This window comes from Sphaerisporangium sp. NPDC005288, assembly GCF_040607475.1.
GTDB lineage: Bacteria > Actinomycetota > Actinomycetes > Streptosporangiales > Streptosporangiaceae > Sphaerisporangium > Sphaerisporangium rhizosphaerae.
The window spans coordinates 21,338-46,632 of sequence record NZ_JBEXGT010000059.1 but is presented as its reverse complement, the minus strand read 5'-3'; the positions used below and the strand labels follow the sequence as shown (position 1 = coordinate 46,632).

18 protein-coding genes are annotated in these 25,295 nt (G+C 73.6%); 16 read left to right on the top strand and 2 right to left on the bottom strand.

All coding sequences use genetic code 11. The features are described 5' to 3' along the window. Positions 1–21 precede the first annotated feature (21 nt). The 9 genes from ABZU32_RS36705 (at position 22) to ABZU32_RS36665 (ending at position 13,594) form a co-directional block, all read left to right on the top strand. Positions 22–1,017 (top strand): xanthine dehydrogenase family protein subunit M, encoded by a 996-nt coding sequence (locus ABZU32_RS36705; RefSeq protein WP_354930260.1) that lies wholly within the window; start codon positions 22–24, stop codon positions 1,015–1,017. After that, positions 1,014–3,374 carry a xanthine dehydrogenase family protein molybdopterin-binding subunit gene (locus tag ABZU32_RS36700; protein WP_354930257.1) on the top strand — a complete coding sequence of 787 codons (2,361 nt, stop codon included), beginning with the start codon at positions 1,014–1,016 and terminating at the stop codon, positions 3,372–3,374. The genes ABZU32_RS36705 and ABZU32_RS36700 overlap by 4 nt, the downstream gene beginning before the upstream one ends. A gap of 79 nt (positions 3,375–3,453) precedes the next feature. Further along, positions 3,454–4,671: an acyltransferase gene (locus tag ABZU32_RS36695; protein WP_354930254.1), complete on the top strand. Its 1,218-nt coding sequence runs from the start codon at positions 3,454–3,456 to the stop codon at positions 4,669–4,671. A 143-nt stretch (positions 4,672–4,814) separates the two neighbouring features. Then, on the top strand, positions 4,815–5,411 hold the full coding sequence (locus ABZU32_RS36690) for a PadR family transcriptional regulator (protein ID WP_354930251.1): 597 nt from the start codon (positions 4,815–4,817) through the stop codon (positions 5,409–5,411). Continuing rightward, positions 5,408–6,604 carry an FAD-dependent monooxygenase gene (locus ABZU32_RS36685; protein ID WP_354930248.1) on the top strand — a complete coding sequence of 399 codons (1,197 nt, stop codon included), beginning with the start codon at positions 5,408–5,410 and terminating at the stop codon, positions 6,602–6,604. The genes ABZU32_RS36690 and ABZU32_RS36685 overlap by 4 nt, the downstream gene beginning before the upstream one ends. A 78-nt stretch (positions 6,605–6,682) precedes the next feature. Further along, entirely contained in the window at positions 6,683–7,045 is a 363-nt protein-coding gene (locus ABZU32_RS36680; protein WP_354835695.1) for an MmcQ/YjbR family DNA-binding protein, read from the top strand. 387 nt (positions 7,046–7,432) lie between these two features. Continuing rightward, a complete protein-coding gene (locus ABZU32_RS36675; RefSeq protein WP_354930245.1) occupies positions 7,433–8,248 on the top strand; it encodes a hypothetical protein in 816 nt (271 codons plus the stop codon). Continuing rightward, entirely contained in the window at positions 8,245–8,805 is a 561-nt protein-coding gene (locus ABZU32_RS36670) for a hypothetical protein (protein WP_354835699.1), read from the top strand. Before ABZU32_RS36675 ends, ABZU32_RS36670 begins: the two co-directional genes overlap by 4 nt. 4 nt (positions 8,806–8,809) lie before the next feature. Continuing rightward, complete coding sequence (locus tag ABZU32_RS36665; RefSeq protein ID WP_354930242.1) at positions 8,810–13,594, top strand: AAA family ATPase; 4,785 nt, start codon at positions 8,810–8,812, stop codon at positions 13,592–13,594. 82 nt (positions 13,595–13,676) lie between these two features. Here ABZU32_RS36665 and ABZU32_RS36660 read toward each other — a convergent pair whose 3' ends face one another. Continuing rightward, a complete protein-coding gene (locus tag ABZU32_RS36660) occupies positions 13,677–14,384 on the bottom strand; it encodes a TioE family transcriptional regulator (RefSeq protein ID WP_354930239.1) in 708 nt (235 codons plus the stop codon). 90 nt (positions 14,385–14,474) lie between these two features. Between ABZU32_RS36660 and ABZU32_RS36655 the strand changes: the two genes are divergently transcribed. Then, positions 14,475–15,641, top strand: a complete 1,167-nt coding sequence (locus ABZU32_RS36655; RefSeq protein ID WP_354930236.1) for an erythromycin esterase family protein — start codon at positions 14,475–14,477, stop codon at positions 15,639–15,641. On the opposite strand, the gene ABZU32_RS36650 is transcribed toward ABZU32_RS36655, so the two are convergent. Beyond that, positions 15,619–16,038: a DUF2809 domain-containing protein gene (locus tag ABZU32_RS36650; protein WP_354835707.1), complete on the bottom strand. Its 420-nt coding sequence runs from the start codon at positions 16,036–16,038 to the stop codon at positions 15,619–15,621. The two genes, ABZU32_RS36655 and ABZU32_RS36650, sit on opposite strands and share 23 nt — an antisense overlap. Positions 16,039–16,399: 361 nt before the next feature. Here ABZU32_RS36650 and ABZU32_RS36645 point away from each other — a divergent pair, with 361 nt between their 5' ends. The 6 genes from ABZU32_RS36645 to ABZU32_RS36620 all read left to right on the top strand — a co-directional run bounded on the left by ABZU32_RS36645 (position 16,400) and on the right by ABZU32_RS36620 (position 25,192). Then, positions 16,400–21,865, top strand: coding sequence for a carboxyl transferase domain-containing protein (locus ABZU32_RS36645; RefSeq protein ID WP_354930233.1), 5,466 nt, complete (start codon positions 16,400–16,402; stop codon positions 21,863–21,865). A 184-nt stretch (positions 21,866–22,049) separates the two neighbouring features. Next, positions 22,050–22,490: a group II truncated hemoglobin gene (locus ABZU32_RS36640; protein ID WP_354930230.1), complete on the top strand. Its 441-nt coding sequence runs from the start codon at positions 22,050–22,052 to the stop codon at positions 22,488–22,490. A gap of 231 nt (positions 22,491–22,721) precedes the next feature. Then, a complete protein-coding gene (locus ABZU32_RS36635) occupies positions 22,722–23,171 on the top strand; it encodes a hypothetical protein (RefSeq protein WP_354835714.1) in 450 nt (149 codons plus the stop codon). 10 nt (positions 23,172–23,181) lie between these two features. Next, positions 23,182–23,778: a cell wall protein gene (locus tag ABZU32_RS36630; protein ID WP_354835717.1), complete on the top strand. Its 597-nt coding sequence runs from the start codon at positions 23,182–23,184 to the stop codon at positions 23,776–23,778. A gap of 8 nt (positions 23,779–23,786) precedes the next feature. Then, on the top strand, positions 23,787–24,563 hold the full coding sequence (locus ABZU32_RS36625) for a MauE/DoxX family redox-associated membrane protein (RefSeq protein WP_354930227.1): 777 nt from the start codon (positions 23,787–23,789) through the stop codon (positions 24,561–24,563). Positions 24,564–24,682: 119 nt separating this feature from the next. Continuing rightward, positions 24,683–25,192: a DUF1992 domain-containing protein gene (locus ABZU32_RS36620; protein WP_354930224.1), complete on the top strand. Its 510-nt coding sequence runs from the start codon at positions 24,683–24,685 to the stop codon at positions 25,190–25,192. Positions 25,193–25,295 lie beyond the last annotated feature (103 nt).

Below are 25,295 nucleotides of genomic sequence, written 5' to 3'. Positions count from 1 at the left end.
CGCCGCGGCGGAGGCCGCCCGATGAGGCCGCTCGCCTACGTGCGCCCCGGCGACGTCCCGGCCGCCCTGCGCGCCATCACCGCCGAGCCGGGCGCGAGGTTCCTCGGCGGCGGCACCAACCTGGTCGACCTGATGCGGCAGGACGTCGAACGCCCCGCCACGGTCGTCGACATCACCGGCCTCCCCCTGGACCGGGTGGAGCAGGCCCCGGACGGCGGGGTGCGCGTCGGCGCGCTTGTGCGCAACAGCCACCTGGCCGCCCACCCGGTCATCCGCGGCCGGTACCCGGTGCTGGCGCAGGCCGTCCTCAGCGGCGCCTCGGCGCAGCTGCGCAACATGGCGACGGTCGGCGGCAACCTGCTCCAGCGCACCCGCTGCCCCTACTTCTACGACGGCGCCGCCGCCTGCAACAAGCGCGAGCCCGGCAGCGGGTGCGACGCGATCGGCGGGCTCAACCGCGACCACGCCGTGCTCGGCGCCAGCGAGGCGTGCGTCGCCACCCATCCCTCCGACATGTGCGTCGCCCTGGCCGCGCTGGACGCCGTGGTCGTCGTCGAAAGCCTGCGCGGCGAACGGCGCGTCCCGATGGAGGACTTCCACCGGCTGCCCGGCGGCACCCCGCACATCGAGAGCGCGATCGAGGCCGACGAGCTGGTCACGGCGGTGGAGCTGCCCCCCTGCCCGGTCGCGGCGACCTCCCGCTATCGCAAGGTCCGCGACCGGGCGTCCTACGCCTTCGCGCTGGTCTCGGTCGCCGCGGCGATGGAGGTCCGCGACGGCGCGGTGGCGGAGGTGCGCCTGGCCCTCGGCGGCGTCGCGGCCAAGCCGTGGCGGGCCCGGGAGGCAGAGCGGGTCCTGCTCGGCGCGCCGGCCGTCGAGGAGTCCTTCCGTCGGGCCGCCGAGGCCGAGCTCGCCGCCGCCACGGCTCTGTCCCACAACACCTTCAAGATCGAGCTGGCCCGGCGCACCGTCACCGCGACGCTGCTGCGGCTGCTCACCGACGGGAGCGCGGCATGACCCGCACCGATGCGCACGGCACGACCGCGGCGGAGGGCTCGCCGGTGACGTCGCCGGCCGGGGAGCGCGGCCCGGCGCGCGTGGAGGGCTCCGGGCGTCTGGTCGGCAGGCCGATCGACCGGGTGGACGGGGTGCCGAAGACCACCGGCGCGGCCCGGTACTCGGCCGAGCACCCCTACCCCCGACTCGCCCACGCCGTTCTGGTGCACGCGACCATCACGCGCGGCCATCTCACCGCCATCGACACCGCCGAGGCGTCGGCCGTGCCGGGCGTGCTCACCGTCATCACCCACCACAACGCGCCCGCGCTGAAGCCCCCGCCGCCGGTCAGCGTCATGAACCTCAGCACGATGGCCTCCGGCACGTCGGTCGCCTACCTCAACACCGACGAGGTCCACTGGAACGGCCAGCCGGTCGCGGTCGTCGTCGCCGAGACCCTGCACGCCGCCCAGCACGCCGCCCGGCTGGTGAGGGTCGCCTACCGCGAGTCGCCCGCGGCCGTCGACTTCGCCGCCGAGGAGCCGAACGCCACGCCGCAGAAGAACGACATGGTCTCCGAGGGCTCGGCGAAGAAGGGCGACGCCGAGGCCGCGCTCGCGGCGGCGCCGGTGTCGGTGGACCTGCGGTACACCACGCCGGCGCACGCCCACAACGCGATCGAGCCGCACGCCACCACGGCCGTCTGGGACGGCGACCGGCTGACCGTCCACGACGGCGCGCAGAACGTGGCCTGGATGCGCGACCATCTCGCCCTGCGCTTCGGCGTGCCCGCCGCCGGGGTACGCGTCGTCGCGCCGTACGTCGGCGGCGCGTTCGGCGGCAAGACCGTGGTGTGGGCCGGGACGATCCTCACCGTGATGGCGGCACGGGTGACCGGCCGGCCGGTGCGGATGACGCTCACCCGCGAGGGCGTCTACCGCACGGTCGGCGGGCGCACCCCCTCGGCGCAGCGCGTCGCGCTCGGCGCCCGGCCCGACGGGCGGCTCACCGCGCTGGTCCACACCGGCGTCACCCAGATCGGCCGGGTCGGGGGCGGGCCCGAGCAGGTCACCTCCCAGTCGCGGCACCTCTACGACGCCGGGAACATCCTGCTCCAGCAGAGCCAGGTCGCGCTGGACACGGTCTCCAACACCTACATGCGCGCGCCCGGGGAGTCGATCGGCACCTTCGCGCTGGAGGCGGCGATCGACGAGCTGGCCTGCGAGCTCGGCATGGACCCGATCGAGCTGCGCATGCGCAACGAGCCCGAGCGCAATCCCATCGACGGCAAGCGCTTCTCCCACCGGATGCTGCGCGAGGCGTACGCGATAGGCGCGCGGCGGTTCGGCTGGGCGGAGCGCACGCCGGAGCCCGGCTCGATGCGCGACGGCAGGTGGCTGGTCGGCATGGGCGTCGCCTCGGCCTACCACCCGGCGTGGCAGTTCGCCGCCAACCTCACGGTGCGCCTGTCGGCCGACGGCACGGTGCTGGTGCGCTGCGGGTTCCACGAGATGGGCATGGGCGGGGCGACCGCCCAGGCGCAGATCGCCGCCGACGCCCTCGGCGTGCCGTTCGAGGCCGTGCGGGTGGAGTACGGCGACTCCGACCTGCCCACCGGCCCCGGGGCGGGAGGTTCGGGCCAGACCGCCAGCGTGGCGGCGAGCCTCGGCACCGCCTGCGCGAGGCTGCGCGGCACGATGCTGGCGCTGGCCCGGCGGTCGAAGGACTCGCCGCTCCGGGGAAGCCGCCGGGCCGAGGTCCGCGCCCGCGACGGCGGGCTGTGGACCTCCACCGCCGGGACCGTCGCGGGCGAGACGTACACGGCGATCCTCGCCCGGGCGGGCCGCCCGCACGTCGAGGTGGCCGTCGGATCCGACACGCGCGTCGGGACGGCGGTCGGACAGGCCCGGTTCATGGCCAAGTTCCTGCTCGACCGGCGGCGCTGGACCAAGGCGGCGTGCGGAGCGCAGTTCTGCGAGGTGCGCGTCGACCCCGACACCGGCGAGGTGCGGGTGTCGCGGTGGGTGGGGGCGTTCGACGTCGGGACGGTCATCAACGCCAAGACCGCCGCCGCACAACTGCGGGGCGGCATCGTCATGGGCATCGGCATGGCCCTGTCGGAGGAGACGCTGGCCGACCCGCGCACCGGGCGCATCATGAACCCCGGCCTCGGCGGGTACCACGTCCCGGTGCACGCCGACATCCCGCCGATCGACGTCTGCTACCTGGACGAGCCCGACCCGACCATGCCCCTCGGCCTGATCGGCGTCGGCGAGGTCGGCATCACCGGCGTCGCCGCCGCCGTCGCCAACGCCGTCCACCACGCCACCGGCCGCCGCGTCCGCGACCTGCCCATCACCCCCGACAAACTCCTCTGACCACCCCTCCGGCTCCCCGGCCGGCGCCTCACCCGCGGCCGGCGCGGAGGCGGGAGGGGGGTTCGGTAAGTTGTGTCGGGTGTCTGTCGTGCCCGGTACGCCGTCCGTGTCCGCGGTGAGCCCCTCCTCCCGCCTGGCGTGGCTGGACGCCTTGCGGGGCATCGGCGCCGTCGCGGTGGTGGCCGAGCACCTGCTGCCCTGGGTGGTCCCCTGGCTGCGCCCGTACTGGTTCAACATCGGCATCTACGGCATCCTGGTGTTCTTCCTGGTCAGCGGCTACATCATCCCCGCCTCACTGGAACGGCACGGGGACGTGCGGGCGTTCTGGATCAGCCGCGCCTTCCGGCTGTACCCGCTGTACCTGCTGGTCATCGGGCTGGTGCTGGCGATGGCGTGGCGCCTGCCGGTGCGCGAGGCGGTGCCACGCGACCCCGCCGCGGCGGTCGCGCACGCCACCATGCTGCTGGACGTGGTCGGCGTCGGCGGCGTCGCCGACACCATGTGGACCCTGTCCTACGAGATGGTCTTCTACCTGCTGGTCACCGCGCTGTTCGTCACCGGCGCGCACCGGCGCAGCGCCGTGCCCGCGGTGGTGCTCGGCCTGGCGGCGGTCGCCGTGGCCGCGCTCGTCCCGGCCGCCGCGCTGCGCGGCGCCTGGGTCGTATGGGCGTCCGGCGCGGTCCTCGCCATCGGGCTCGCGTGCGTGGTGTCGGGCCGCCTGCGCAGGACCGGCGCCTGCCTGCTCGGCGTGATGGCGCTGGTCCTGCTGTTCCTGGGCAGCCGGGTGCCCTGGCTGGGCGTGCTCATCCTGGCGGTGATGTTCGCCGGAACCGCCGTGTACCGCTGGGAGAGCGGCACCGGCCCGTTCTGGCCGGTCGCGCTGACCATGGCCCTGGTGGCCCTCACCCCGCTGCCCGCTCTCCAGTCCGGCTGGTGGTGGTCGGCGCCGGATGTGTGGATCACCACCGTCGCGCTGGCCAGCGCGACCTTCGCGGGCGCCTTCGCCCTGCGCCGCCGCCGCGTCCCGCGGGTGCTCACCTGGCTCGGGCTGGTCAGCTACTCGCTCTACCTGCTGCACCATCCGCTGCTGCGGCTGTACGTCTCGGTGACCGGCGACCTGCGCTGGTCGGCCTGGCACGTCCAGGTGCTGATGGCCGCGCTGTTCCTGACGCTGGTCCTGCCCGCGTCCTGGGTGACCTACCGCCTGGTCGAGCGCCCCGCCCAGCGCCTGGGCCACCACCTCGCCCGCCGGGCCCCGCACGGCGACCGGCGCCGCAGCGCCTCCCCCGCCGCGTAGGCGCCCGGCTTCGGCCATTCGATCCCGCGAGCTGTCCCGGGAGCGGTTCGGGAGACATCGGGGGTGCCTCGTCGTGAAAGTCATTAGTTGACATCAACTAGTCGATGATTGATAGTCAGTATCAACTAACAAGGTGGGAACTCGTGGAGAAGCGACGCAAGGTGTCCAATCCGCTGGCTCTGGCCGTGCTCGTCTATCTGATGGCCGAGCCGATGCACGCCTACGAGCTCGGACGACGACTCCAGGAGCACGGCAAGGACCGCAGCATCAAGTACAACCGCGGGTCGCTGTACATGGTCGTCGAGCAGCTGCGCAAGGCGGGGTTCGTCGCCGAACGGGAGACCGTGCGCGACACCCAGCGTCCAGAACGCACGATCTACGGCATCACCGAGGCGGGACGGGCCGAGCTCTACGACTGGATGCGCGAACTGGTCGCCGTTCCCCGCGAGGAGTACCCCTCCTTCGGGGTCGCCCTGTCACTGCTGGCCGTGCTCGCCCCTGCGGAGGGGGCCGGCCTGCTCGGCCACCGCCTCGCGGCCCTGACCGAGCAGGCCGAGGAGGTACGGGGGGTGCTGCGGCAGGCCGGCGAGGACCAGGTGCACTGGGTGTTCCTGGCCGAGGAGCGCTACCGGCTCGCCCTGGTGGAGGCCGAGATCCGCTTCGCCGCCGATCTCGCCGAGTCACTGAAGGACCCCGCCTACGAGCGGGCCTGGCAACGGATGCGGGAGGACATGACATGAGCAAGGTGAGGACGGCACTGGTCATCGGCGGCGGCGTCGCGGGCCCGGTGGCGGGAATGGCCCTGCGCAGGGCCGGGGTGGAGGTCACCCTCTACGAGGCCTACCCGACCACGGCCGACGGCGCCGGCGGCTCGCTCGGCCTGGCGCCCAACGGCCTGGCGGCGCTGGAGATCGTCGGCGCCGCCGACGCGGTGCGGGCGCTCGCCCGTCCGATGCCCCGCTCGGTCATGGCCGTCGGGCGCAGACGGCTCGACACCCTGCCCACGCTGCCCGGCCTCGCGCCGTTGCAGCTCATCTGGCGCGCCGACCTGCACCGCGCGCTGTACGACCGCGCGGTCGCGCTCGGCGTCCGGGTCGAGCACGGCAAGCGCCTGGTGGGAGCCGAGGAGACCGGCTCGGGGGTCACGGCGCGGTTCGCCGACGGGACCACGGCCACGGCCGACATCCTGGTCGGCGCCGACGGCATCCGCTCCACGGTCCGCACGCTGATCGACCCGGACGCGCCGGGCCCGACCCCCACCGGGCTGCTCGGCTTCGAGGCCATCGCCGACTTCGACCTGCGGCAGCACGAGGGGACGATCACCTATGCGTTCGGCAGGCGCGGCTTCTACCTGTTCCGCCCGCATCCCGGCGGCGGGGCCGAGTGGGGCGCCAACCTGCCCCACCCGCCCATGACCCTGGCCGAGGCCCGGCGGATCCCGAACGAGGAGTGGCTGCGCAGGCTGCTGGAGCACCACGCCGAGGACCACCCCGGCGCCGAGCTGATCCGCCACACCGACCCCGGCCGGCTCCAGGTGCTGGGGTCGATGTACATGATGCCGCGCGTGCCGCGCTGGCACAGCGACCGCATGGTCCTGGTCGGCGACGCCGTGCACGCCCCGTCCAACAGCTCCGGCCAGGGCGCGTCACTGGCCGTCGAGAGCGCCGTCGAGCTCGCCCGTTGCCTGCGCGACCTGCCCGACGCGCCCTCCGCCTTCGCCGCCTACGAGCGCCTGCGCCGGCCGAGGGTGGAGCGGGTCGCCGCGCGCGCGGCCAGGATCAACGGCGGCAAGGCGGCCGGGCCGCTGGCCAGGGCCCTGATGCCGCTGCTGATGCCGATCATGCTGAAGACGGTCATGCACCCCGAGCGGGCCTTCGGCGTCGAACAGCGCCACGTCATCGCCTGGGACGAACCGGCCGCCACCCTCGGCTAGACGGTTCACTCGTGCGCGCGTACCGCGCCAGGGGGCGCTTCTTGAGGAAATGTCGGTGAGGTCTGGTAGAGGTTGGTCATGGGCGTGAGCATTGAGGAGTTCCTGCTGATGCTGACCCGTCTGCCCGAGGTGAAGCAGGCGGACGGCGGCGACTGGACGGCGCTGAAGGTGCGCGGGCGGGGCTTCGGCTACCTGTGGGAACGCACCCGCACCGTCGGGCTGAAGGCGACGATCGAGGAGCAGATCGCCCTGGTGGCCGAGCGGCCCGAGGTGTTCGAGGTCCAGTTCACCGCCGGCCGGTTCGGCTGGGTCGTGGTGCACCTCGACAAGATCGACGCCGACGAGCTGTTCGAGCTGGTCACCGAAGCCTGGTGCCTGACCGCCCCCCAGCCCCTCCTTTCGGCCCACGCCGCCACAGGAGCCCTGCCCTTCACCCCCTGACCCCCGCCCGCCGCGGCCCGCCCCGGCCCGCCCCGGCCGGCGACGGCCTCCACCGGCGTCGTGGCACTCCGGCGGCCCGCCGCCGCCCTAGGGTCCTCGACCTCAACCTCCTCGATACCTGGCACGCCGAACACCCCGACACCGCCAAGAACGCGGACACTGGTGCGTAGCCGTACGGTCCGCACGGAGGGACGGCGCCGTCGGCGGGGCCGGGCGTAATGCCCCATATGCCGATTAACGGGCGAAGTACTAATAGGGTATCGATCTGATCGAACACCGCAAATGCCGCCAAAATCCCGGGTTCATATATCGATCAGATAACCGACCTTGGCGATCCAGCCCATGACCTAACCCGCTCGCGGGGTGGAAATCTAGACTCTGAGCACAGTGCATCGCGTCCTGGGGGCGTATGTGATGAGGCGTCGCGTTTTCTGGGGTACGGGTGTCGTGCTCGTTGTGCTGATCTTGGCGGCGGGAACGGCTTATTTTCTGGTGAGGCCCACCGACTCCGTCCGGCTGAATATCGTGGCCGACAGTGGGGTGGTGCCGCTCACGTTGCCTGGGGAAGCGTCGGAGTCGTGCGGTGAGCGGGTGTGCCGGTCCGTGCTGCGGGTCGACAAGAGTGACCAGGTCAGGTCGGTCAGCGCGACCCCGGACGACGCGCTGCCGCAGGGCGTGCGGCTCGCCTACTGGGGTTGCGGGGAGGGTCCGGGGTCCGCCACCTGTACGGTGCGCCCGGACCGGGACACCACGATCTGCGTGACGACCACCGGCCCGGCCGATGTCGAGCGGAACGCCTGCGGCACCAGGCCCGGCACGCCGGTCGCCGAGGCGCCGGGCACGTTGTCCGTCATTTTCAACACGAAATGGAAGATCAAGCTCTTCGGGAACTTCGACGGGTCCTGCGCGAGCGACGGCACCCTCGGAAAGAGGTGCGAGATCAGCATCAAACCCGGCAAGATCTATTACCTGCGTGCCCAGTTCGAGAAGGCGGCCGACCCCTATCCACGGTCCGGCCGTTCGTGGGATTTCCACTATGTGACCTATGAGGGCTGCAACAGCGGCATGGGGCACGCCGACGCGATCACCTGCGTCGTCTTCGGCGGGGCCAAGCCCGCCATGGTCTGCGTGGCCTCCGGCGATCCGGCGGAGCAGAAGCCGGCCCGCGAGTGCCTCGCCTATCGCAGGGCGGGGACGTCGTGATCGGCCAGGTGGCCGTCGCCGTGGGATGCCTCCTCGCCGTCACCGCCTGCGGTGCGAAGGCGGGGAACGACGGCGCCGCCGCCCCCTCACCATCGAAAGCCTCGCCCACGGGCGTGCCGTTGGTGGTGCTCATGCCGACCGCGTGGAGTTCCGGGATCGGCTCCGACATCCCGGGCCAGAAGTTCTGCCCCGACATCCGCAAGCGCGGCGGGACGATGCCGCAGAACACGGTGTCCTGCAGGTTCGTGGCCCCCCGCGGCATGGTCGTACACCTCACCGCCAAGGTGCGCAAGCAGCATCCCGTTCTGGTGGGTGAGAACGAGTCCATCCGGCTCAGCCTCTGCCGCAACGGGTCGTGGTCCGAGGCGACCCGCACGGTGACCTGCACGGTCACGGCCTCCACCGGCACCGTACTGTGCCTGGACGAGAACCAGTTCGGCTCCATGATCGAATGCCCGTGGGTCGAGCAGGGGTACGCGCGCCTACCGGCCACCGTGCCGCCCGGCTTCACTCCGGGGCCGCATGTGGCGGCGCGCCAGGACGAGCCGCTGAGCTGACCCGGTGAGCGAGGAGACAGAGCCGGAGCCCGCGGAGCCGAACCGCGACGAACAGTGGAACGGCGATAACGAGCAGGCCGACGGCGATGGCAAGGCAGTCGGCGCGCCGAGCGGCCGGTCCCGGTCGGCCGACGACGCACCCACGGGCGACAGCGGGCTGGCGGAGCGGAAACGGCGCATGGGGGCCGGCATGCGCAGCAGGCTGCGGCGTTGGGCGCGGGCGACCGGGGCCGGGGTGCGCCGGGCGACGCCGGTCACGATCATGGGGGTGCTGGCGGTCGGCTCGTTCGCCACGCTGCTCGGTCCACAGGTGGGCTGGGAGGTGCTGGCCGCGGTCGGCGGCAACGTGCTGACCGACGTGGTGAAGGGGGCCGTCGAACGCATCCGGCCCGGCGCCTCCCGCGAGCAGACGCTCGATGCGGTGCAGCAGCGGATCGTGGCGACGCTGGCCGAGGGCGGTGAGCGGGCCGCCGCGTTGCGCGCCGACATTGCGCGACTGCTGAAAGAGGTGGGCGGTATCGACGAGCTGCTCCGCGAGGTGCTGGCGGAGCAGGAGGACCTGCGCTGGGAGTTGATCGAGGGCCTGACCTCGCTGAGCGAGGAGTTCGACGAGTTCCGGTTCCTGCTGTGGGAGATCCTGCGGGCCGTCCAGGACAGCGACGACCGGGACACCGCGCGGCACGAGCAGCTCCTGGACCGGTTGCACCGGCTGGAGCTCCAGGGGTACCAGGTGCAGCTGGCGGTCGAGGCGGGGCCGCGGCGAGCACCGAGCGAGCGGCCGCCGTCTCCGTACCCGCCGTGGCGGGGCGAACGCCCGTACCGGGGGCTGGCGGCGTTCCAGCAGGGCGATGCCGGGCTGTTCCACGGGCGGGCCCAGGCCACGGCGGAGCTGCTCGGCATCGTGGCCAGGGCCGTCGAGCCCGGCGCGCTGGGCATGGTGATGGTGACGGGCGCGTCGGGGGTCGGGAAGTCCTCGCTGCTGCGGGCCGGGCTGTTACCGGCGCTGGCGGCGGGAACGCCCGTGGCGGCGGCGCGCTGGCCGCGGATCGTGCTGACCCCCAAGCAGTACGGTTCGCCGCTGCGCGGGCTCGCGGTGGAGCTGGCGGCGCTGGCCGAGAAGTCCAATCAGCGTGCGTTGCTGGAGCAGCTCACCGCCGAACCGGGCGGCGCCGGCTTCCTCGTCGCGGAGGCGGTGCTGGCCGAGGCGCGGCGGAGCCCGGCGGGCCACCTGGTGGGCGAGGATCGGCGGCTCGTCCTGGTGGTGGACCAGTTCGAGCAGCTGTTCGGCACGGACGGGCCGGGCGAGGCGGAGGCGTTCGTCGCGGCGCTGCACGCCGCCGCCGTGCCGCTGCCAGATGGCGGGGTCCCGCCGGCGCTGGTGGTGCTCGGGATGCGCGGCGATCAGCTCGACCACTGCGCCCAGTACGCCGTGCTCCGGCGGGTCCAGCAGGAGAACCAGTTCGTGCTCGGCCCGATGGAGGAGGCGGATCTGCGGCGGGCGATCGTGGGCCAGGCGACGGCCGCCGGGCTGCGGGTCGAGGACGGGCTCGTGCCGATGGTGCTGGACGAGCTGCGTTCGCGAGAGCTGGCCGACTTCGGCGCGGGGACGCTGCCGCTGGTGGCCCAGGCCATGCTGCTCACCTGGGAGAAGCGGGAGGAGGGCTGGCTGACCTGCCGGGGATACGAGCTGTCGGGGGGCGTGCGGCGGGCGGTCGAGAACAGCGCCGAGGAGGTCTTCGGAGAGCTGGAGCCCGAAGAGCGGGACGTCGCCACGCAGGCGCTGCGCCAGATGATGTTCGTGGGCGGGGACGGGCAGCCGGTCAGCCGCAGGGTCGCCCTGGAGAGCCTGCCCGCGTCGGCGCTGCCGATCCTGCGGCGGTTCGAGGAGAAGCGGCTGCTCGTGATCGGTGACGGCGCGGTGGAGCCCGCTCACCACGTGCTGCTGAAGGCGTGGTCCCGGCTGCGGCGCTGGTTCGAGGCCGACAGCGAGGAGTGGAAGCTGTACGGGCGGGTGGTCGACGACGCGGCCCGGTGGGCGCGGAGCACGGCGTCATCCGGCTCGGGTTTCCTGTACACCGGGCGGCGGCTGGAGACGGTCAGGTCGGCGGAGCGGCGGTGGGCGGCCAACCCCGGGCGGTTTCCCGTGCTGGAAGCGCAGCAGCGGGAGTTCCTGGAGGCCTCGGCCGCCGCCGACCGCCGGCGGCGCGTCGTCCTGTCGTCGATCGCGGCGCTGGTGGTGATGGCGCTGGTCGCCATCGTCGGGGCGGCGGTGGTGAGCGGCAGGTCGAGGGCCGAGCTCACCGGTGAGCTGTCCCGCAGGCTGGCGGCGAGCAGTGCGCGGGAGGAGGATCCGGTCGTCGCCGCGCTGCTGGCGGCCGCGGCCTGGCGGGTCTCCCCTACCGACGAGGCCCGCTACGGTCTGCGCGCCGTCCTGGCGGGCCGCCACCGCGGCACGCTGACGGTGCCCCTCGGATCCGTCGAGGCGGTCGCCGTCAGCCGGGACGGCCGGATGCTGGCGACCGCGAGCAGAGACAGCCTGATCAGGCTGTGGGACCTGTCCACGCATCGCCCGATCGGCCGGCCGCTCGCCCTGCACGCCGGCCCCGTGACGGCGGTGGCGTTCGGCGCGGACGGCCGTACCGTGGTCAGCGCGGGTGAGGACCGCACCGTTCAGGTCTGGGACCTCGAGAGAGGGCGGCGGGCCGCCCCGATCACCGTTCCTGGCACCGGGCCGATCGTGCTCGGCCCGGATGGGGCGAGGTTCTTCACCGGGACGCAGTTGTGGGACCTTGGCCTGCGGCGGCCGCTCGGCCCTCCGCTGGAGGTCGAGGCGAGCGGCGCGGTCTTCGGCCCCGACGGGCGGATGATGGCCACCTCCGATTCGGAGGGAGGCGTCCGGATCTGGGATACCTACCTCAACCACCAGTTCGGCCCCGTTCTCACCGGTGCGGTACGGCCGCTGGCCTTCAGTCGCGACGGAAAGCTCCTGCTCACCACGACCGGTACGGAGCGGCTGCGGTTGTGGGACGTGGCCAGCGGCGAGGCGCTGGGCGACCGGCGGGGCTGCGCGGCGGGCGGTGCGGCGCGGGTCGCGGCGTTCCGGGCGGACTACGTGATCGCCGTCGGCTGTGCGGGCGGAGCGGTGAAGTTGTGGACCGTGAGCGGCCGCGCCCTGTTCGAGGTGGACGGTCATGACGGGCCGGTCGCCGCGGTCGCGTTCAGTCCGGACGGAACGACGCTGGTCGGCGCCGCGGGCGGTCACGTCCGGCTGTGGGATGTGCGTGAACCGCTGCTGACCTTCGTCGGCGACCGGAACACCCCGGTCGCCGTCGACCGGAGCGGGAGACGGCTGGCGACCGCAGCGGGCCGCGACGGGAACGAGGGCGTGCTGCTCTGGGATCTGGTCACCGGGCGGACCGTCGCCCTCGGCGGGCATGGCGCCTGGCCGGGTGAACTGGTCTTCAGCCCCGACGGCCGCAGTCTGGCCGCCGGAGGTGACGGCAGGGTGCAGCTCTGGGACGTGGCGAGCGGCGAGGCGCGCGGCGTCCTCGGCGACGCCGGGCCGGTGCACTCGCTCGCCTACTCCGCCGACGGGCGGTCGCTGGTGACCGCGTCGGGCGGGGCGGGGTTCACGGTGCGCTGGTGGGAGATGCCCGGCGGACGCGTGCTGCGGACGCTCACTCCGAAGGTCCCGCCCAGCGAGAACCTGCCGGCGTTCGGCCATCTGACGCTCAGCCCCGACCTGCGCGTGCTCGCATCGGTCCAGGACGGGCAGTCCTTACGGCTGTGGGACCTCGCCGACGGGCGTCCCTTGGGCGAGCCGATGGGCGGGCACGCCGGCACCATCCGCGCCATCGCGTTCAGCCGCGATGGCCGGCTGGTGGCCACGGCCGATTCGGACGGCGTCCTGCGGCTGTGGGACACCAGGACCCGCAGGCCCGTCGGCGAGCCATGGACCGGGCACACCGCCGAAGTGGTGGCCGTCGCCTTCAGCGAGGATGGCCGTACCCTCGCCTCCGGCGGGCGGGACAGGACCGTCCGGCTGTGGGACGTCGCCACCCGCCGGCAGCTCGGTGCGCCGCTCACCGGGCCGTTCGAATACGCGGCGGGGCTGACGTTCCTGCCCGGACGGGGGACGCTGGCCGCCGCCGAGGACACCGGGACGCTCGACCTGTGGCAGGTCGGGGAACCGCCCGACCCGCTCGCCGCCGTCTGCGCGACCGCGGGGCGGGCCATGACCCGGGAGGAGTGGAAACGGTACGCGCCAGGCGCCGACTTCCAGACGGTATGCGGCGACCAGGCCCCCGCCGTGTTCCCCTCGGCGAAGGACGTGCACCGGCCGCTCCCCGTCATCACCCCGAAGCCGACCGGCTCCGCGACCGTCCCGGCGACGGCCGCCCGGTTCGCCGGGCGCTACACCCTGGTACTCGACAACGACGAGACCAGGGCCGCCTTCCGCCGGGAAGCTCCGGCGCAGACCTACCCCCTCCAGCAGGACCTCGAGAACACGGCCGCCCGCCACCGCGGCGACCATCCGATCGCACTCGAAGCGACCTGCCCCGAGCGGTCCTGCGCCCTACGCCTCACCGGCTTCGCGTACACCCCTTCCCTCACCCTCTCCCCCACCCGAAACGGAACCTTCCGCGCCTCAGTCGGCCCCCGCACCTGGACCCTGCACGCCACCACCCTCACCGCCGACCGAGTGACCACCTTCACCCTCACCTACAAGATCACCGACCCCACCCACACCTACACCGGCGCCCTGGGCTTCCGCGGCGCCCGCCCCTGACCGGCGTCGCGGACCTTCCGACCGTAGAGATCATGCTGTGCACGGCGAACGTTCCATGCGACCCAGGGCCGCCCGACGGCGGCTAGGGCGGCGGCGGGCCGCCACTCGCTTGCTCGCGGGCGCTGAGGTAGGCGTCCAGGGCGGCGGCGCCCCTGAGCATGGCCCGGCCCCGGGCGGACAGGCGGGCACGCCAGTCGCGCAGCGCCGACTCCAGCGGGGCGACCCCTCCTGCCGCACGCACCTGGCCGATCAGCGGGGCGATCTGCTCCAGCAGGTGGCCGCCCCGCCTGAGCTGGTGGGCCAGCCGCGCGTCCCGCACGTCGGCCGCACTGTAGACGCGGTAGCCCGTGCGCGGGTCGCGGCGCGGCCGCACCAGCCCGGCTTGCTCCCATTTGCGCAGCGTGGCGGGCCGGACGCCGAGCCTGCGGGCCAAGGGGCCGATGAAGGTGTCGCCGCGCTCCTGCGGCACGGGCGCCAGGTCGCCGAGCGCGGCCTCGACGGCCTGCAGGGTGCGGCGGTCGTCCAGGAGCAGGCGGTGGCCCTCGTCGACCAGCCGCAGCGCCTCCTCGGTGGCGCCCCGGCCGACCGCATGCATGATCGCGGTGGCCGCCTGGTGGCCGTGCCCCGGCACCAGGGCGAGGAACGCGCGCAGGGCGTGGGCGTGCAGCGCCGTGTAGGCGCGGTGGCCGTGGACGGTGCGCCCGGCGGCGGGCAGGATGCCGGCCTGCTCGTAGTTCCTGACCGCCTGAGTGGACAGGCCGTGCTCGCGTGCCAGGTCCACCGGCCTCATAGGTGCATCACCGTTTGAAGGTCCGTCGCGACAGTACAGGGCTTTCGACGGGAAAGTTTACACCGAGGGTTCAACGATACCGTTGAAGGAATGGACATCATGGACACGGCCCGGCCGCTCGACGGCGCGGCCGTCTCGGCGTTCCTGCGGTCGCTCCCGGCCGAGCCGCTGCTGCTCGGCCTGGGCGAGGCGAGGCACTTCGTGGAAGAGCTCGGCCGGTCGCGCAACGAGATCTTCCGGCACCTGGTCGAGCACGAGGGCTACCGGTCGTTCGCCATCGAGAGCGACTGCCTCAAAGGCCTGGTGGTGGACGACCACCTCGCGACGGGCGCGGGCGCGCTCGACGAGGTCATGGAACGCGGCTTCAGCCACGACTTCGGCGCCTCCCCCGCCAACCGCGAACTCGTGCGCTGGATGCGGGCCTACAACGAGGAGCATGACGAGAAGCTGCGGTTCTTCGGGATCGACGGCCCCCTTGAGTACTGGGCGGCCAGCCCGCGCGAGGCCCTCACCGCCCTCCACGCCCTCCTGGAGGGCCCGCTCCCCTGCACCAGGGAGACCCTCGACGCGCTGCTCGGCCCGGACGAGCCGTGGACCGACGAGGCCACGGTCATGGACCCGTCCCGGTCGATCGGCCGGTCCGCCGACGCGCAGCGGCTGCGGCTGCTCGCCGACGACCTGGTGACCCTGCTGGACACGCAGGCGCCGCGGCTGAGCCCGAAGGACAGGGAACGGGCGGAGCTGTACGGGCGCACCGCCGTCGGCCTGCTCCGCTACCACCACTGGATGGCCGACACCTCCCCGGCGCGGATATCGCGGCTGTCGGCCCTGCGGGACGCGATGATGGCCGACAACCTGCGCGCCGTCGCCGAGCAGGGACCGGCGCTGGTCTTCGCCCACAACCTCCACCTGCAGCGCGACGGCAGCGTCATGACCTTCGGCGACCGGCCGCTGGAGTGGTGGGGCGCCGGGGCGATCACCGCGACGCGCCTGGGCGACCGGTACGCCTTCCTGGCCTCGGCCCTCGGCACGGTCGGCGACGACGCCCCGCCCCCCGACACCGTCGAGGGGATGCTGTCCGCGCTTCCCTGGGACCGGGGTCTCATCGACGCCCGCCGCCTGGCCGGGGCCGTCGCCGACCCCGTCCCCCGTGTCTCTCACGATTTCGCTTATTTCCCGCTGGACCCCGCCCGGCTCGGCCGGATCGACGGCGTCGTCTTCGTCAAGCGGGCCGTCACGCCGGATCGGCCGGCCTGACGATCGCCTCCCGCGCCCGCCGCCGGCGCCGCGCGCCCATGGCGGCGCCGTGGGCCAGGCAGCACAGCAGGGCGGCCACGGCGTACCAGGCCAGGTCGGGAGGGTTGAAGGTCGTGCCGAGCACCAGACGGGCGACGGCGCTGTGGGCGGCCAGCTCGGCGGGGACGCCTGTGAGCTGGGCGAACTCCACCAGCCAGCTCACCCCGAGCGCCACGGCGGCCACCGTGAGCGGGCGCGGCCGCGGGGCCGCCGCGAGCACGAGGGTGTAGAGCAGCACCGTGTACAGCATGTCTCCGGCGTACTTGGCCGCGTCGCCCGCGAACACGCCCCGCACCGCCAGCCCCGCCGCCACCGTCACCGCGGCGGCGGCGCAGGCGACGACCCTCCGGCGAACCATGCCGCACACCCTATCGGCGGCCTCACCGGCGGCTGGTGCGGAACGGGCCCGCCATGACCGTGCTCGGGCCCGCCATGACCCGGACTCGAAGATCACGGCTTAAAGTGTCCTGGACGTCCCCGCCGGGGCCGCGTCGCCTCCGGGCGGCGCGACCTGGCGGGAGGCGGCCGTCGCTCCGTTCGCCCGTGGTTCGGCCGAGCGCGGGCGGCAGGGGCTTTTGGTCGTCTCCCACAACTGGAGCGGCACAGCCTTCGTCGTCAGCGACATGGCGCCGCGGGCCGCCAGGGGGAAGGGTGAAGACTACAGGGGGGCCGCCGTCGTGACGGCGCGCACATCGTTGTCTACAGGAGGGCTCGGTCGGGTGTTCAGACGTGTCGCCATCGTCAACCGTGGTGAGGCCGCCATGCGCCTCATCCACGCCGTACGGGAGATCGCCGCGGAGACCGGTGCACCGATCGAGACCGTCGCCCTGCACACCGACGTCGACCGCGACGCCACGTTCGTGCGCGAGGCCGACGTCGCCTACGATCTGGGCCCCGCGTCCGCGCGCCCGTACCTCGACCTGAAGGCGCTGGAGCGCGCCCTGGTGAAGACCGGAGCCGACGCCGCGTGGGTCGGCTGGGGCTTCGTCGCGGAGGACCCGGCGTTCGCGGAGCTGTGCGAGCAGATCGGGGTCACCTTCGTCGGGCCGGGCCCGGAGGCGATGCGCAGGCTCGGCGACAAGATCGGCGCGAAGCTGATCGCCGAGGAGGTCGGCGTGCCGGTCGCCCCGTGGAGCCGCGGCGCGGTCGAGAGCCTGGACGCCGCCCTGGCGGCGGCGGCCGAGATCGGCTACCCGCTGATGCTGAAGGCCACGGCGGGCGGCGGCGGGCGGGGCATCCGCGTGATCGCGAACGAGGCCGAGCTCGCCGACGCCTACGAGCGCACCAGCCAGGAGGCCGCGCGGGCGTTCGGCAGCGGCGTGGTGTTCCTGGAGCGCCTGGTGACCGGCGCCCGGCACGTCGAGGTGCAGGTGATCGCCGACGGCGAGGGCACCGCGTGGGCGCTCGGCGTCCGCGACTGCTCGGTGCAGCGCCGCAACCAGAAGATCATCGAGGAGTCCGCGTCGCCGGTGCTCGCCCCCGAGCAGGCCGCCGAGCTCAAGGCGTCGGCCGAGCGGCTGGCCCTCGCGGTCGGCTACCGGGGCGCGGCGACCGTCGAGTTCCTCTACCACCCCGGCGACCGGCGCTTCGCCTTCCTGGAGGTGAACACCCGCCTGCAGGTCGAGCACCCGATCACCGAGTCCACCACCGGGTTCGACCTGGTCAAGGCACAGCTCCACGTGGCGGCCGGCGGCCGGCTCGAAGGCGCGCCGCCGGCGGAGCGCGGGCACGCCGTCGAGGCCCGGCTGAACGCCGAGGACCCCGACCGCGACTTCGCGCCCTCCCCCGGCCGCATCGCGCGGCTGGACCTGCCCGCCGGGCCGGGCATCCGCGTGGACACCGGGGTGAGCGAGGGCGACACCATCCCGGCCGACTTCGACTCGATGATCGCCAAGATCATCGCCTACGGCCGCGACCGCGACGAGGCGCTCGGCCGGTTGCGCCGGGCGATGGCGCAGACCACGGTGATCATCGAGGGGGGCGCGACGAACAAGAGCTTCGTGCTCGACCTGCTCGACCGGCCCGAGGTGATCGAGGCCACCGCGGACACCGGCTGGATCGACCGCGTCCGCGCCGAGGGCGGGCTGGTCTCGCACCGGCACTCCGCCGTCGCTCTGGCCGCCGCCGCCATCGAGGCCTACGAGGAGGAGGAGCGCGCCGAGCGGCAACGGCTGCTGTCGACGGCCTTCGGCGGACGCCCGCAGGTGCAGCACATGAGCGGACGGCCACTGGACCTCAAGCTGCGCGGCGCGGGCTACCGCGTGCGCGTCGCGCGGGTCGGCCCGCATCGCTTCCGCGTCGGCGTGGAGGCCGGTGAGGACGTGCGCACCGCCGACGTCGAGCTCGACCGCTTCGACCGGCACACCGCGCAGATCATCGTCAACGGCGCCCGCTACCGCCTGCTCACCGGCACGCACGGGCCGATCCACCTGGTCGAGGTGGACGGGGTGGCACACCGCGTCAGCCGGGACGAGGGCGGCGTCGTCCGCTCGCCCGCGCCCGCTCTGGTCGTGGCCACGCCGCTCGCGGTCGGCGCCGAGGTCGAGGCGGGCGCGCCGGTGCTGGTGCTGGAGAGCATGAAGATGGAGACGGTGCTGCGGGCGCCGTTCAGGGCACGGCTGAAGGAATGCGCCGTCTCGGTGGGCAGCCAGGTGGAGACCGGGGCGCCGCTGCTGCGGCTGGAGCCGCTCGCCGACGGCGGCGCCGTGGCCGAGGCCGGCTCGGCCGCCGGGTCCGTCGAGCTGGACCTGCCCGCCGCTTCCGGGGAGATCCCGGCGCGCTCACGCGCCGGGCGGGGCCTTGAGGACCTGCGCAGCCTGCTGCTCGGCTTCGACGTCGACCCGCACGACGAGGGCCGGGTGCTGGAGGAGTACCTCGCCGCACGCCGCGCGGCCATCGATGACGACCACCGGCCGCTGGCCGGGGAGTTCGAACTGCTCGGGGTGTTCGCCGACCTGGCCGAGCTGAGCCGCAACCGGCCGGCGGGCGAGGACGTCGGCCGCGAGGGCCACGTGCACAGCGCCCGCGAGTACTTCCACACCTACCTGCAGAGCCTGGACGTCGAGCGCGCCGGGCTGCCGGAGGCCTTCCAGGCCAAGCTCGCCAAGGCTCTCGGGCACTACGGCGTCAGCGGGCTCGACCGCTCCCCCGAACTCGAGTCCGCGGTGTTCCGCATCTTCCTCGCCCAGCAGCGCGCCTCCGCCGACGTCGCGGCGGTGACGGCGTTGCTGCGCGCCTGGTTGCGCGAGCCGCCGCCGGACGAGACGCTGCGCGAGCCCGCCGGTCTGGCGCTGGAGCGGCTGGTGGCCGCGACGCAGGTCCGCTTCCCCGTGGTCAGCGATCTGGCGCGCGGCGTGGTGTTCGCCTGGTTCGGCCAGCCGCTGCTGCGCCGCAACCGCGCCCGCGTCTACGCCGACGTCCGCAGGCACCTGCGTCACCTGGACGAGCACCCGGACGCGCCCGACCGCGCCGAGCGCGTCGCCGAGATGGTGCGCAGCACCGAGCCGCTGGTGCGGCTGCTCGGCCGGCGACTGGTCCGCGACGACCTGGACAACGCGGTCATGCTGGAGGTGCTGACCCGGCGGTACTACGGCAACAAGGGGCTGACCGCCGTCCGCACCAGCGAGGTCGCCGGGTGCACGTTCGTGGTCGCCGAGCGCGCGGGCTCGTGCCTGGTCTCCTCCGGGGTGCGGTTCCAGGCGCTGGGCGACGCGCTGCGCGGGCTCGCCGAGCTGGCGAGCGGCGAGGACGCCGTCGACGCCGACATCTACCTGGCCTGGGAGATGCAGCCGGAGGACTCCGAGGCGATGGCCGCCGCGCTGCACGAGGTGATCAGCGCGCACCCGCTGCCGGGGCAGGTCCGCAGGATCACCGCCACCGTCGCCGGCAGCGGCGGCGCGGTGATGCACCACCACTTCACCTTCCGCCCGTCGGCCGCGGGGATGACCGAGGAGCGGCTGATCCGCGGCCTGCACCCCTACATCGCCCAGCGGATGCAGCTCGAGCGGCTGAGCGGGTTCGACCTCACGCGGCTGCCGTCGTCGGACGAGGAGGTCTACCTGTTCCGCTGCGTGGCGCGGGAGAACCCCGCGGACGACCGGCTCGTGGCCTTCGCGCAGGTGCGCGACCTGACCGAGCTGCGCGAGCACGAGGGCAGGCTGCTCGCGCTGCCGACGGCCGAGGACACCATCGCCACCTGCCTGGACTCCATCCGCCGCGCGCAGGCGCGGCGCCCGTCCAAGAAGCGCTTCACCACCAACCGCATCGTGGTCTACGTCTGGCCGCCGAGCGACCTCACCCGCGCCGAGCTGGAGATGCTCGCCGGACGCGTGCTGCCGACGACCGCCGGCGCCGGGCTGGAGGAGATCCTGATCATCGGCCGGCAGCGCGACCGCGAGACCGGCGAGCTGACGAAGATCGCCGTGCGGATCTCCTTCGACGCCGTCGGCGGCGCCGAGCTGACCATCGGCGAGCCGTCGGACGAGCCGGTCGAGCCGATCGACGACTACCGGCAGAAGGTGCTGGTCGCCAGCAGCCGCAACACGGTGTACCCGTACGAGCTGACCGGCCTGCTCGGCGACTTCGTCGAGCACGACCTGGACGAGGACCACGCGCTGGTGCCGGTCGAGCGGCCGAAGGGGCGCAACACCGCGGCGATCGTCGCGGGCGTGGTGACCACGCCGACCCCTCGGCACCCGCAGGGCGTCACCAGGGTCGTGCTGCTCGGCGACCCGACCAAGTCGCTCGGCGCGCTGTCGGAGCCCGAGTGCCGCAGGGTGATCGCCGCGCTGGACCTCGCCGAGCGCATGCGGGTGCCGCTGGAGTGGTACGCGCTGTCGTCGGGGGCTCGCATCTCCATGACCTCGGGCACGGAGAACATGGACTGGGTGGCCGCGGCGCTCAAGCGCATCGTCGAGTTCACCCAGGACGGCGGCGAGATCAACATCGTGGTCACGGGCATCAACGTCGGCGCGCAGCCGTACTGGAACGCCGAGGCGACGATGCTGATGCACACCAAGGGCATCCTGGTGATGACGCCGGACTCGGCGATGGTGCTCACCGGCAAGCAGGCGCTGGACTTCTCCGGCGGGGTGTCGGCCGAGGACAACTTCGGCATCGGCGGTTACGACCGGGTGATGGGCCCGAACGGGCAGGCGCAGTACTGGGCGCCTGACCTCGCCGGGGCGCGCGGGGTGCTGATGTCGCACTACGACCACACCTACGTCGCGCCCGGCGAGCGGGGGCCGCGGCGGGCGACGACCACCGACCCCGTCGACCGTGACGTCTCCGACTTCCCGCACGCCGTGGCGGGCAGCGACTTCACCACCGTCGGCGAGATCTTCTCCGCCGAGGTCAACCCCGACCGCAAGAAGCCGTTCGACATCCGGACGGTGATGCGGGCCCTGTCCGACCAGGACCACCCGGTGCTGGAGCGCTGGGCGGGCATGGCCGACGCGGAGACCGCGGTGGTGCAGGACGTGCATCTCGGCGGCATCCCGGTGTGCCTGCTCGGCATCGAGTCGCGGTCGGTGCAGCGGCGGGGCTTCCCGCCCACCAACGGCCCGGACGCCTACACCGCCGGCACGCTGTTCCCGCGCTCGTCGAAGAAGGCCGCGCGGGCGATCAACGCGGCCAGCGGCAACCGCCCGCTCGTGGTGCTGGCGAACCTGTCGGGCTTCGACGGCTCGCCGGAGTCGATGCGCAAGCTGCAGCTGGAGTACGGCGCGGAGATCGGCCGCGCGATCGTGAACTTCCGCGGGCCCATCGTGTTCTGCGTCATCTCGCGATACCACGGCGGCGCGTTCGTGGTGTTCTCCAAGGCCCTGAACCCGAACATGACGGTGCTCGCGCTGGAGGGCTCGTACGCCTCGGTGCTCGGCGGCGCCCCCGCCGCCGCGGTGGTGTTCGCCGGCGAGGTCAACGCCCGCGCCGCGGCCGATCCGCGCGTGCGCGATCTGGAGGCCCGCGCCGCGGCCGCCTCCGGCGCCGACCGCGCCGCGCTGACGGCGGAGCTCGACGAACTGCGCTCGTCGGTCCGGACGGAGAAGCTGGGCGAGGTGGCCGCGGAGTTCGACCGCGTGCACGACATCCGGCGCGCGGTCGAGGTCGGCTCGGTCGACGCCGTCATCCGCGCCGCCGAACTGCGCCCGCGCATCATCGAGGTCATCGAGTCCCGCCTGGGCTGACGCCCACGTGCCCCCTGGCGGCCGGCCGCCAGGGGGCACGAGCGGTTTCGCTCATGATCCCTTCCGCCCCGGCGGCCGTCGGCGCCGGCGATCGGACGCGGGCCCGGCCCTTCGCACCCGGCAGGCCTCGAAGGCGCCGCCGTCGGCCATGGACACCCGGAGGAAATCACGTAATGCTGTAATCATGATCACTCTCTTCGAGCATGCCGGCGGCCTGCAAGGGCTACGACGCTTCATCGACGTCTTCTACACCAGCGTCCTGGCCGACCCCCTGCTCCACCCCCTGTTCGGCCAAGGGCGGCCCGACCACGTCACCCACCTCACCGCCTTCACCGCCGAGACCTTCGGCGGACCGGCCGACTTCACCGCGGACATGGGCGGATTCCCGCACATCATCGCCGTCCACCGCGGCCTCAAGATCACCGAAGAGCAGCGCCGCCGCTTCGTCGAGCTGTACATGACCGCCGCGGACACCGCCGGCCTGCCCGCCGACGCCCCCTTCCGTGAGGCCCTCCGCTCGCACGTCGAGTTCGGATCCCGCGTCGCCCTCCAGAACTCCCACGCGGAGACCGACGAGGCGCTCCATCCGCTGCGTGAGGTACCGCACTGGACCTGGCCGGAATGACACGGGGGTCGGCGAGAGCGGCCGTCCCACGCGGGTGTTCACAGCCGCCCCGGCCCCGCCCGCCCCGCCCGAGCGGGCGGGACGCCGCGCGGTTCCATAGCTTTCGAGTGATCGAAAGTTGGTCGTAGACGGAGAATTATTACCTGTTATTCATGGGAGTTGTCAGGAAGTTTCCACCAGCCGTACCGCCTGACACGGGGGATCCGCATCCCAACCCCTAGGAGGACGCGCATGGCGCGCAGCCAGTCCGCCGACCCACCCCGTGACCTGCTCGGCCCCGTCCAGGGCGAGGTGTCCTGGTTCTGCTGCGGCTCGGCCTGGGGGCCGTGCAGCAGCGCCGGGCACGGCGCCTGTGGCACCTGCAACTCCGGCAGCATGCAACACGCCTGGCCCAACACCTCCGACGCCTGCCTGTCGATCACCCGGCCGGACAGCTGCGGCGTCAGCCTGTCCCGCCGGACCTGCGGCTTCACGCACCGGACGACGGCGCTGTGCACCGGCACCAGCGTCGTCACCTCGATCGCCGACTGCGGCCCGCAGACCGACCTGTTCTGCGGCGAGCGCAGCTGCTGCGGCGCGACCTGCGCCAGCAACCGGCTGCTCGACCTCACCCCCGCCGCCTTCAGCAAGATCGCCAGTCTGTCGGCGGGCCTGCGGCCGGCCGAGATCTCGGTTCCCTAGGAGTCCGCCGATGACCAGCAGAAGGCAACTGCTCAAGTCCGCCGTGCTCGGCGGCGGCGCCGGAGTGCTCGCCGCGACCGCGATGGGCTCGCTCGGCCCCGAGGCGGCCTTCGGCGCCGCCGCGCCCGACATCGTGCCCGGCGCGCCCGACCCGAACTTCGCCGAAGGCCGCATCCGCTCCGTCAAGGACAACACCCTGTTCGTGCTGGGCTCGAACATGGTGTTCCACCGCATCCGCGTCGTCGACGGAACCAGCCTGTGGAAGCTCGGGCCGGTCGCCTTCGACCAGGCCCGTCCCGGCGACGGCCTGTACGCGCGGGGCGTCCGCATGCCCGACGGCGTGCTCGCCGCGGAGTCGGTGTGGCTGAACATCGTCAACATCAAGGGCCACGTCCGCAACATCACCAGCGAGCGGCTGCACCTGGACCACAACGGGCAGGAGATCGTCTGCCACCAGGTGCCGGGCAAGTCGGTCGCCGTCTACTCCGACGCCCCGCCGTCGGCCGATCTCTCGCTGCTGCGTGTCGGCCAGCACGTCCAGGTGCTGGGCGCCTGGCGTCCCGACACCAACCAGGTCGACATCGCCACCGTCTTCTCCCCCCACTAGGAGCGCCTGTGAACGGGATCGCCGCGCTGCAGCCGTACGTGATCGGCCCGCTCCTCGTCTGGGCGGCCGTGCTGAAGCTCTTCGGCCGCCGGACGCGGGCGCAGGCCGGGCGCACCGCGCTGGCACGCCTGGTCGGCGCGGCGCGCGCGGTCCCGGCACTTCGCCTGGTCGGGGTGCTGGAACTGGCGGTGGCGGCGGCGCTGCTGCTCCCGCCGGCCGTGCCCGCGGAGGGCGCGGCCGCCGCGGCGCTGTCGGCCGGGTTCCTCGCCTATCTCGCCTACGCGCGCCGCGCCGCGCCGATGTCGTCCTGCGGGTGTCTCGGCGCGCACGCAAGGCCGGTCGACCTGCGCGGTTTCGCCCGCGCGGGCCTGCTGCTGGCCGCGAGCGTCGCGGCGGTCTGGGCCGGCCCGCACCCGGTCGACGCGCCTCTGGCCGCCCTCGGCGTCGCCGAGGCCGCCGCGCTGCTGGCGCTGTCGCCCGAACTGGACCACGCCTGGCTGATGCCGCTGCGCCGGCTGCTGGTGCGGCTGCGCAGGCCGCTCGCCGTCCCCTCACCTGAGGAGGTGCCGCTGGAGGTCACCCTGCGCCTGCTCTACCGCAGTCCCGCGTACTGCTCGGCCTCGGCGCGGCTGAGCTCGGACGTGCGGGAGACCTGGGATGAGGACGGCCTGCGCTTCGTGGTGTACGCCGCCCGCGGGCGCGCCGTGGTCTTCGCGGTCCCCCTGGGCGGCGAGGACCCGGCCGCCGTCCGCGTCGCCCTCATCGACGAGCCCGCGGTCGCCTGACGCGGGCCGCGCTCGGGTCCGCCTCTACGTCGCGCCTCGGCCGCGAACCCACCGCGTGACCCGGACACCGGGCCGATTATGGTGACAGGGAGCCGGGTGGAGGACGTGGAGGCGAGCCTGTGACGGAGCGCAAGCCGCGGGGAGTTCCGTTCGAGACGTGGGTCGACCGCCAGATCCGTGAGGCCTCCGAACGCGGCCTGTTCGACGACCTGCCGGGCGCGGGCAAGCCCCTGCCCGGCCAGGGCGAGCCGCAGGACGAGATGTGGTGGATCAAGCGCAAGCTGGAGGAGGAGAACCTCAGGTTCCCGCTGCCCGGTTCGCTCGCCCTGCGCAGGGAGGCAGAGGACGCCCTGGCCGCCGCCGCGCGGGCCCGCTCGGAGACCGAGGTGCGCGAGATCATCGCCGGCATCAACGCGAAGATCCTCGACGGCACGAGAAAGGCGCTGTCCGGCCCGCCCCTGAACCTGATGCCCTTCGACGTCGAGGAGGTCGTCGGTGACTGGCGCGAGCGCCGCCCTGCAGAGCCCGCCCCGGACACGCCGGCCGCCACCGAGCCCCTGGACGAACCACCCGCCGGGACACGGTCCGGGTGGCGCTCCTTGTTCCGCGGGCGCCGCTCCACGCCCTGACCCGGCCGTCCGAGGCTCCCATCGCCGCACCGCGGGCCATGCCGGCGGGGCGTCCGCCGGACCGGCCGCCCCGCCTGTGACGGGCGGCGGGGCGGCCGGCGGC

Excerpts from the sequence above, each read along its gene's own strand:
- ABZU32_RS36650 (WP_354835707.1), bottom strand. The coding sequence starts at position 16,038 with ATGGTTCGCCGGAGGGTCGTCGCCTGCGCCGCCGCCGCGGTGACGGTG.
- ABZU32_RS36680 (WP_354835695.1), top strand. The coding sequence starts at position 6,683 with ATGGGCGTGAGCATTGAGGAGTTCCTGCTGATGCTGACCCGTCTGCCC.
- ABZU32_RS36685 (WP_354930248.1), top strand. The coding sequence starts at position 5,408 with ATGAGCAAGGTGAGGACGGCACTGGTCATCGGCGGCGGCGTCGCGGGC.
- ABZU32_RS36655 (WP_354930236.1), top strand. The coding sequence starts at position 14,475 with ATGGACATCATGGACACGGCCCGGCCGCTCGACGGCGCGGCCGTCTCG.
- ABZU32_RS36660 (WP_354930239.1), bottom strand. The coding sequence starts at position 14,384 with ATGAGGCCGGTGGACCTGGCACGCGAGCACGGCCTGTCCACTCAGGCG.
- ABZU32_RS36635 (WP_354835714.1), top strand. The coding sequence starts at position 22,722 with ATGGCGCGCAGCCAGTCCGCCGACCCACCCCGTGACCTGCTCGGCCCC.
- ABZU32_RS36630 (WP_354835717.1), top strand. The coding sequence starts at position 23,182 with ATGACCAGCAGAAGGCAACTGCTCAAGTCCGCCGTGCTCGGCGGCGGC.
- ABZU32_RS36640 (WP_354930230.1), top strand. The coding sequence starts at position 22,050 with ATGATCACTCTCTTCGAGCATGCCGGCGGCCTGCAAGGGCTACGACGC.
- ABZU32_RS36705 (WP_354930260.1), top strand. The coding sequence starts at position 22 with ATGAGGCCGCTCGCCTACGTGCGCCCCGGCGACGTCCCGGCCGCCCTG.
- ABZU32_RS36700 (WP_354930257.1), top strand. The coding sequence starts at position 1,014 with ATGACCCGCACCGATGCGCACGGCACGACCGCGGCGGAGGGCTCGCCG.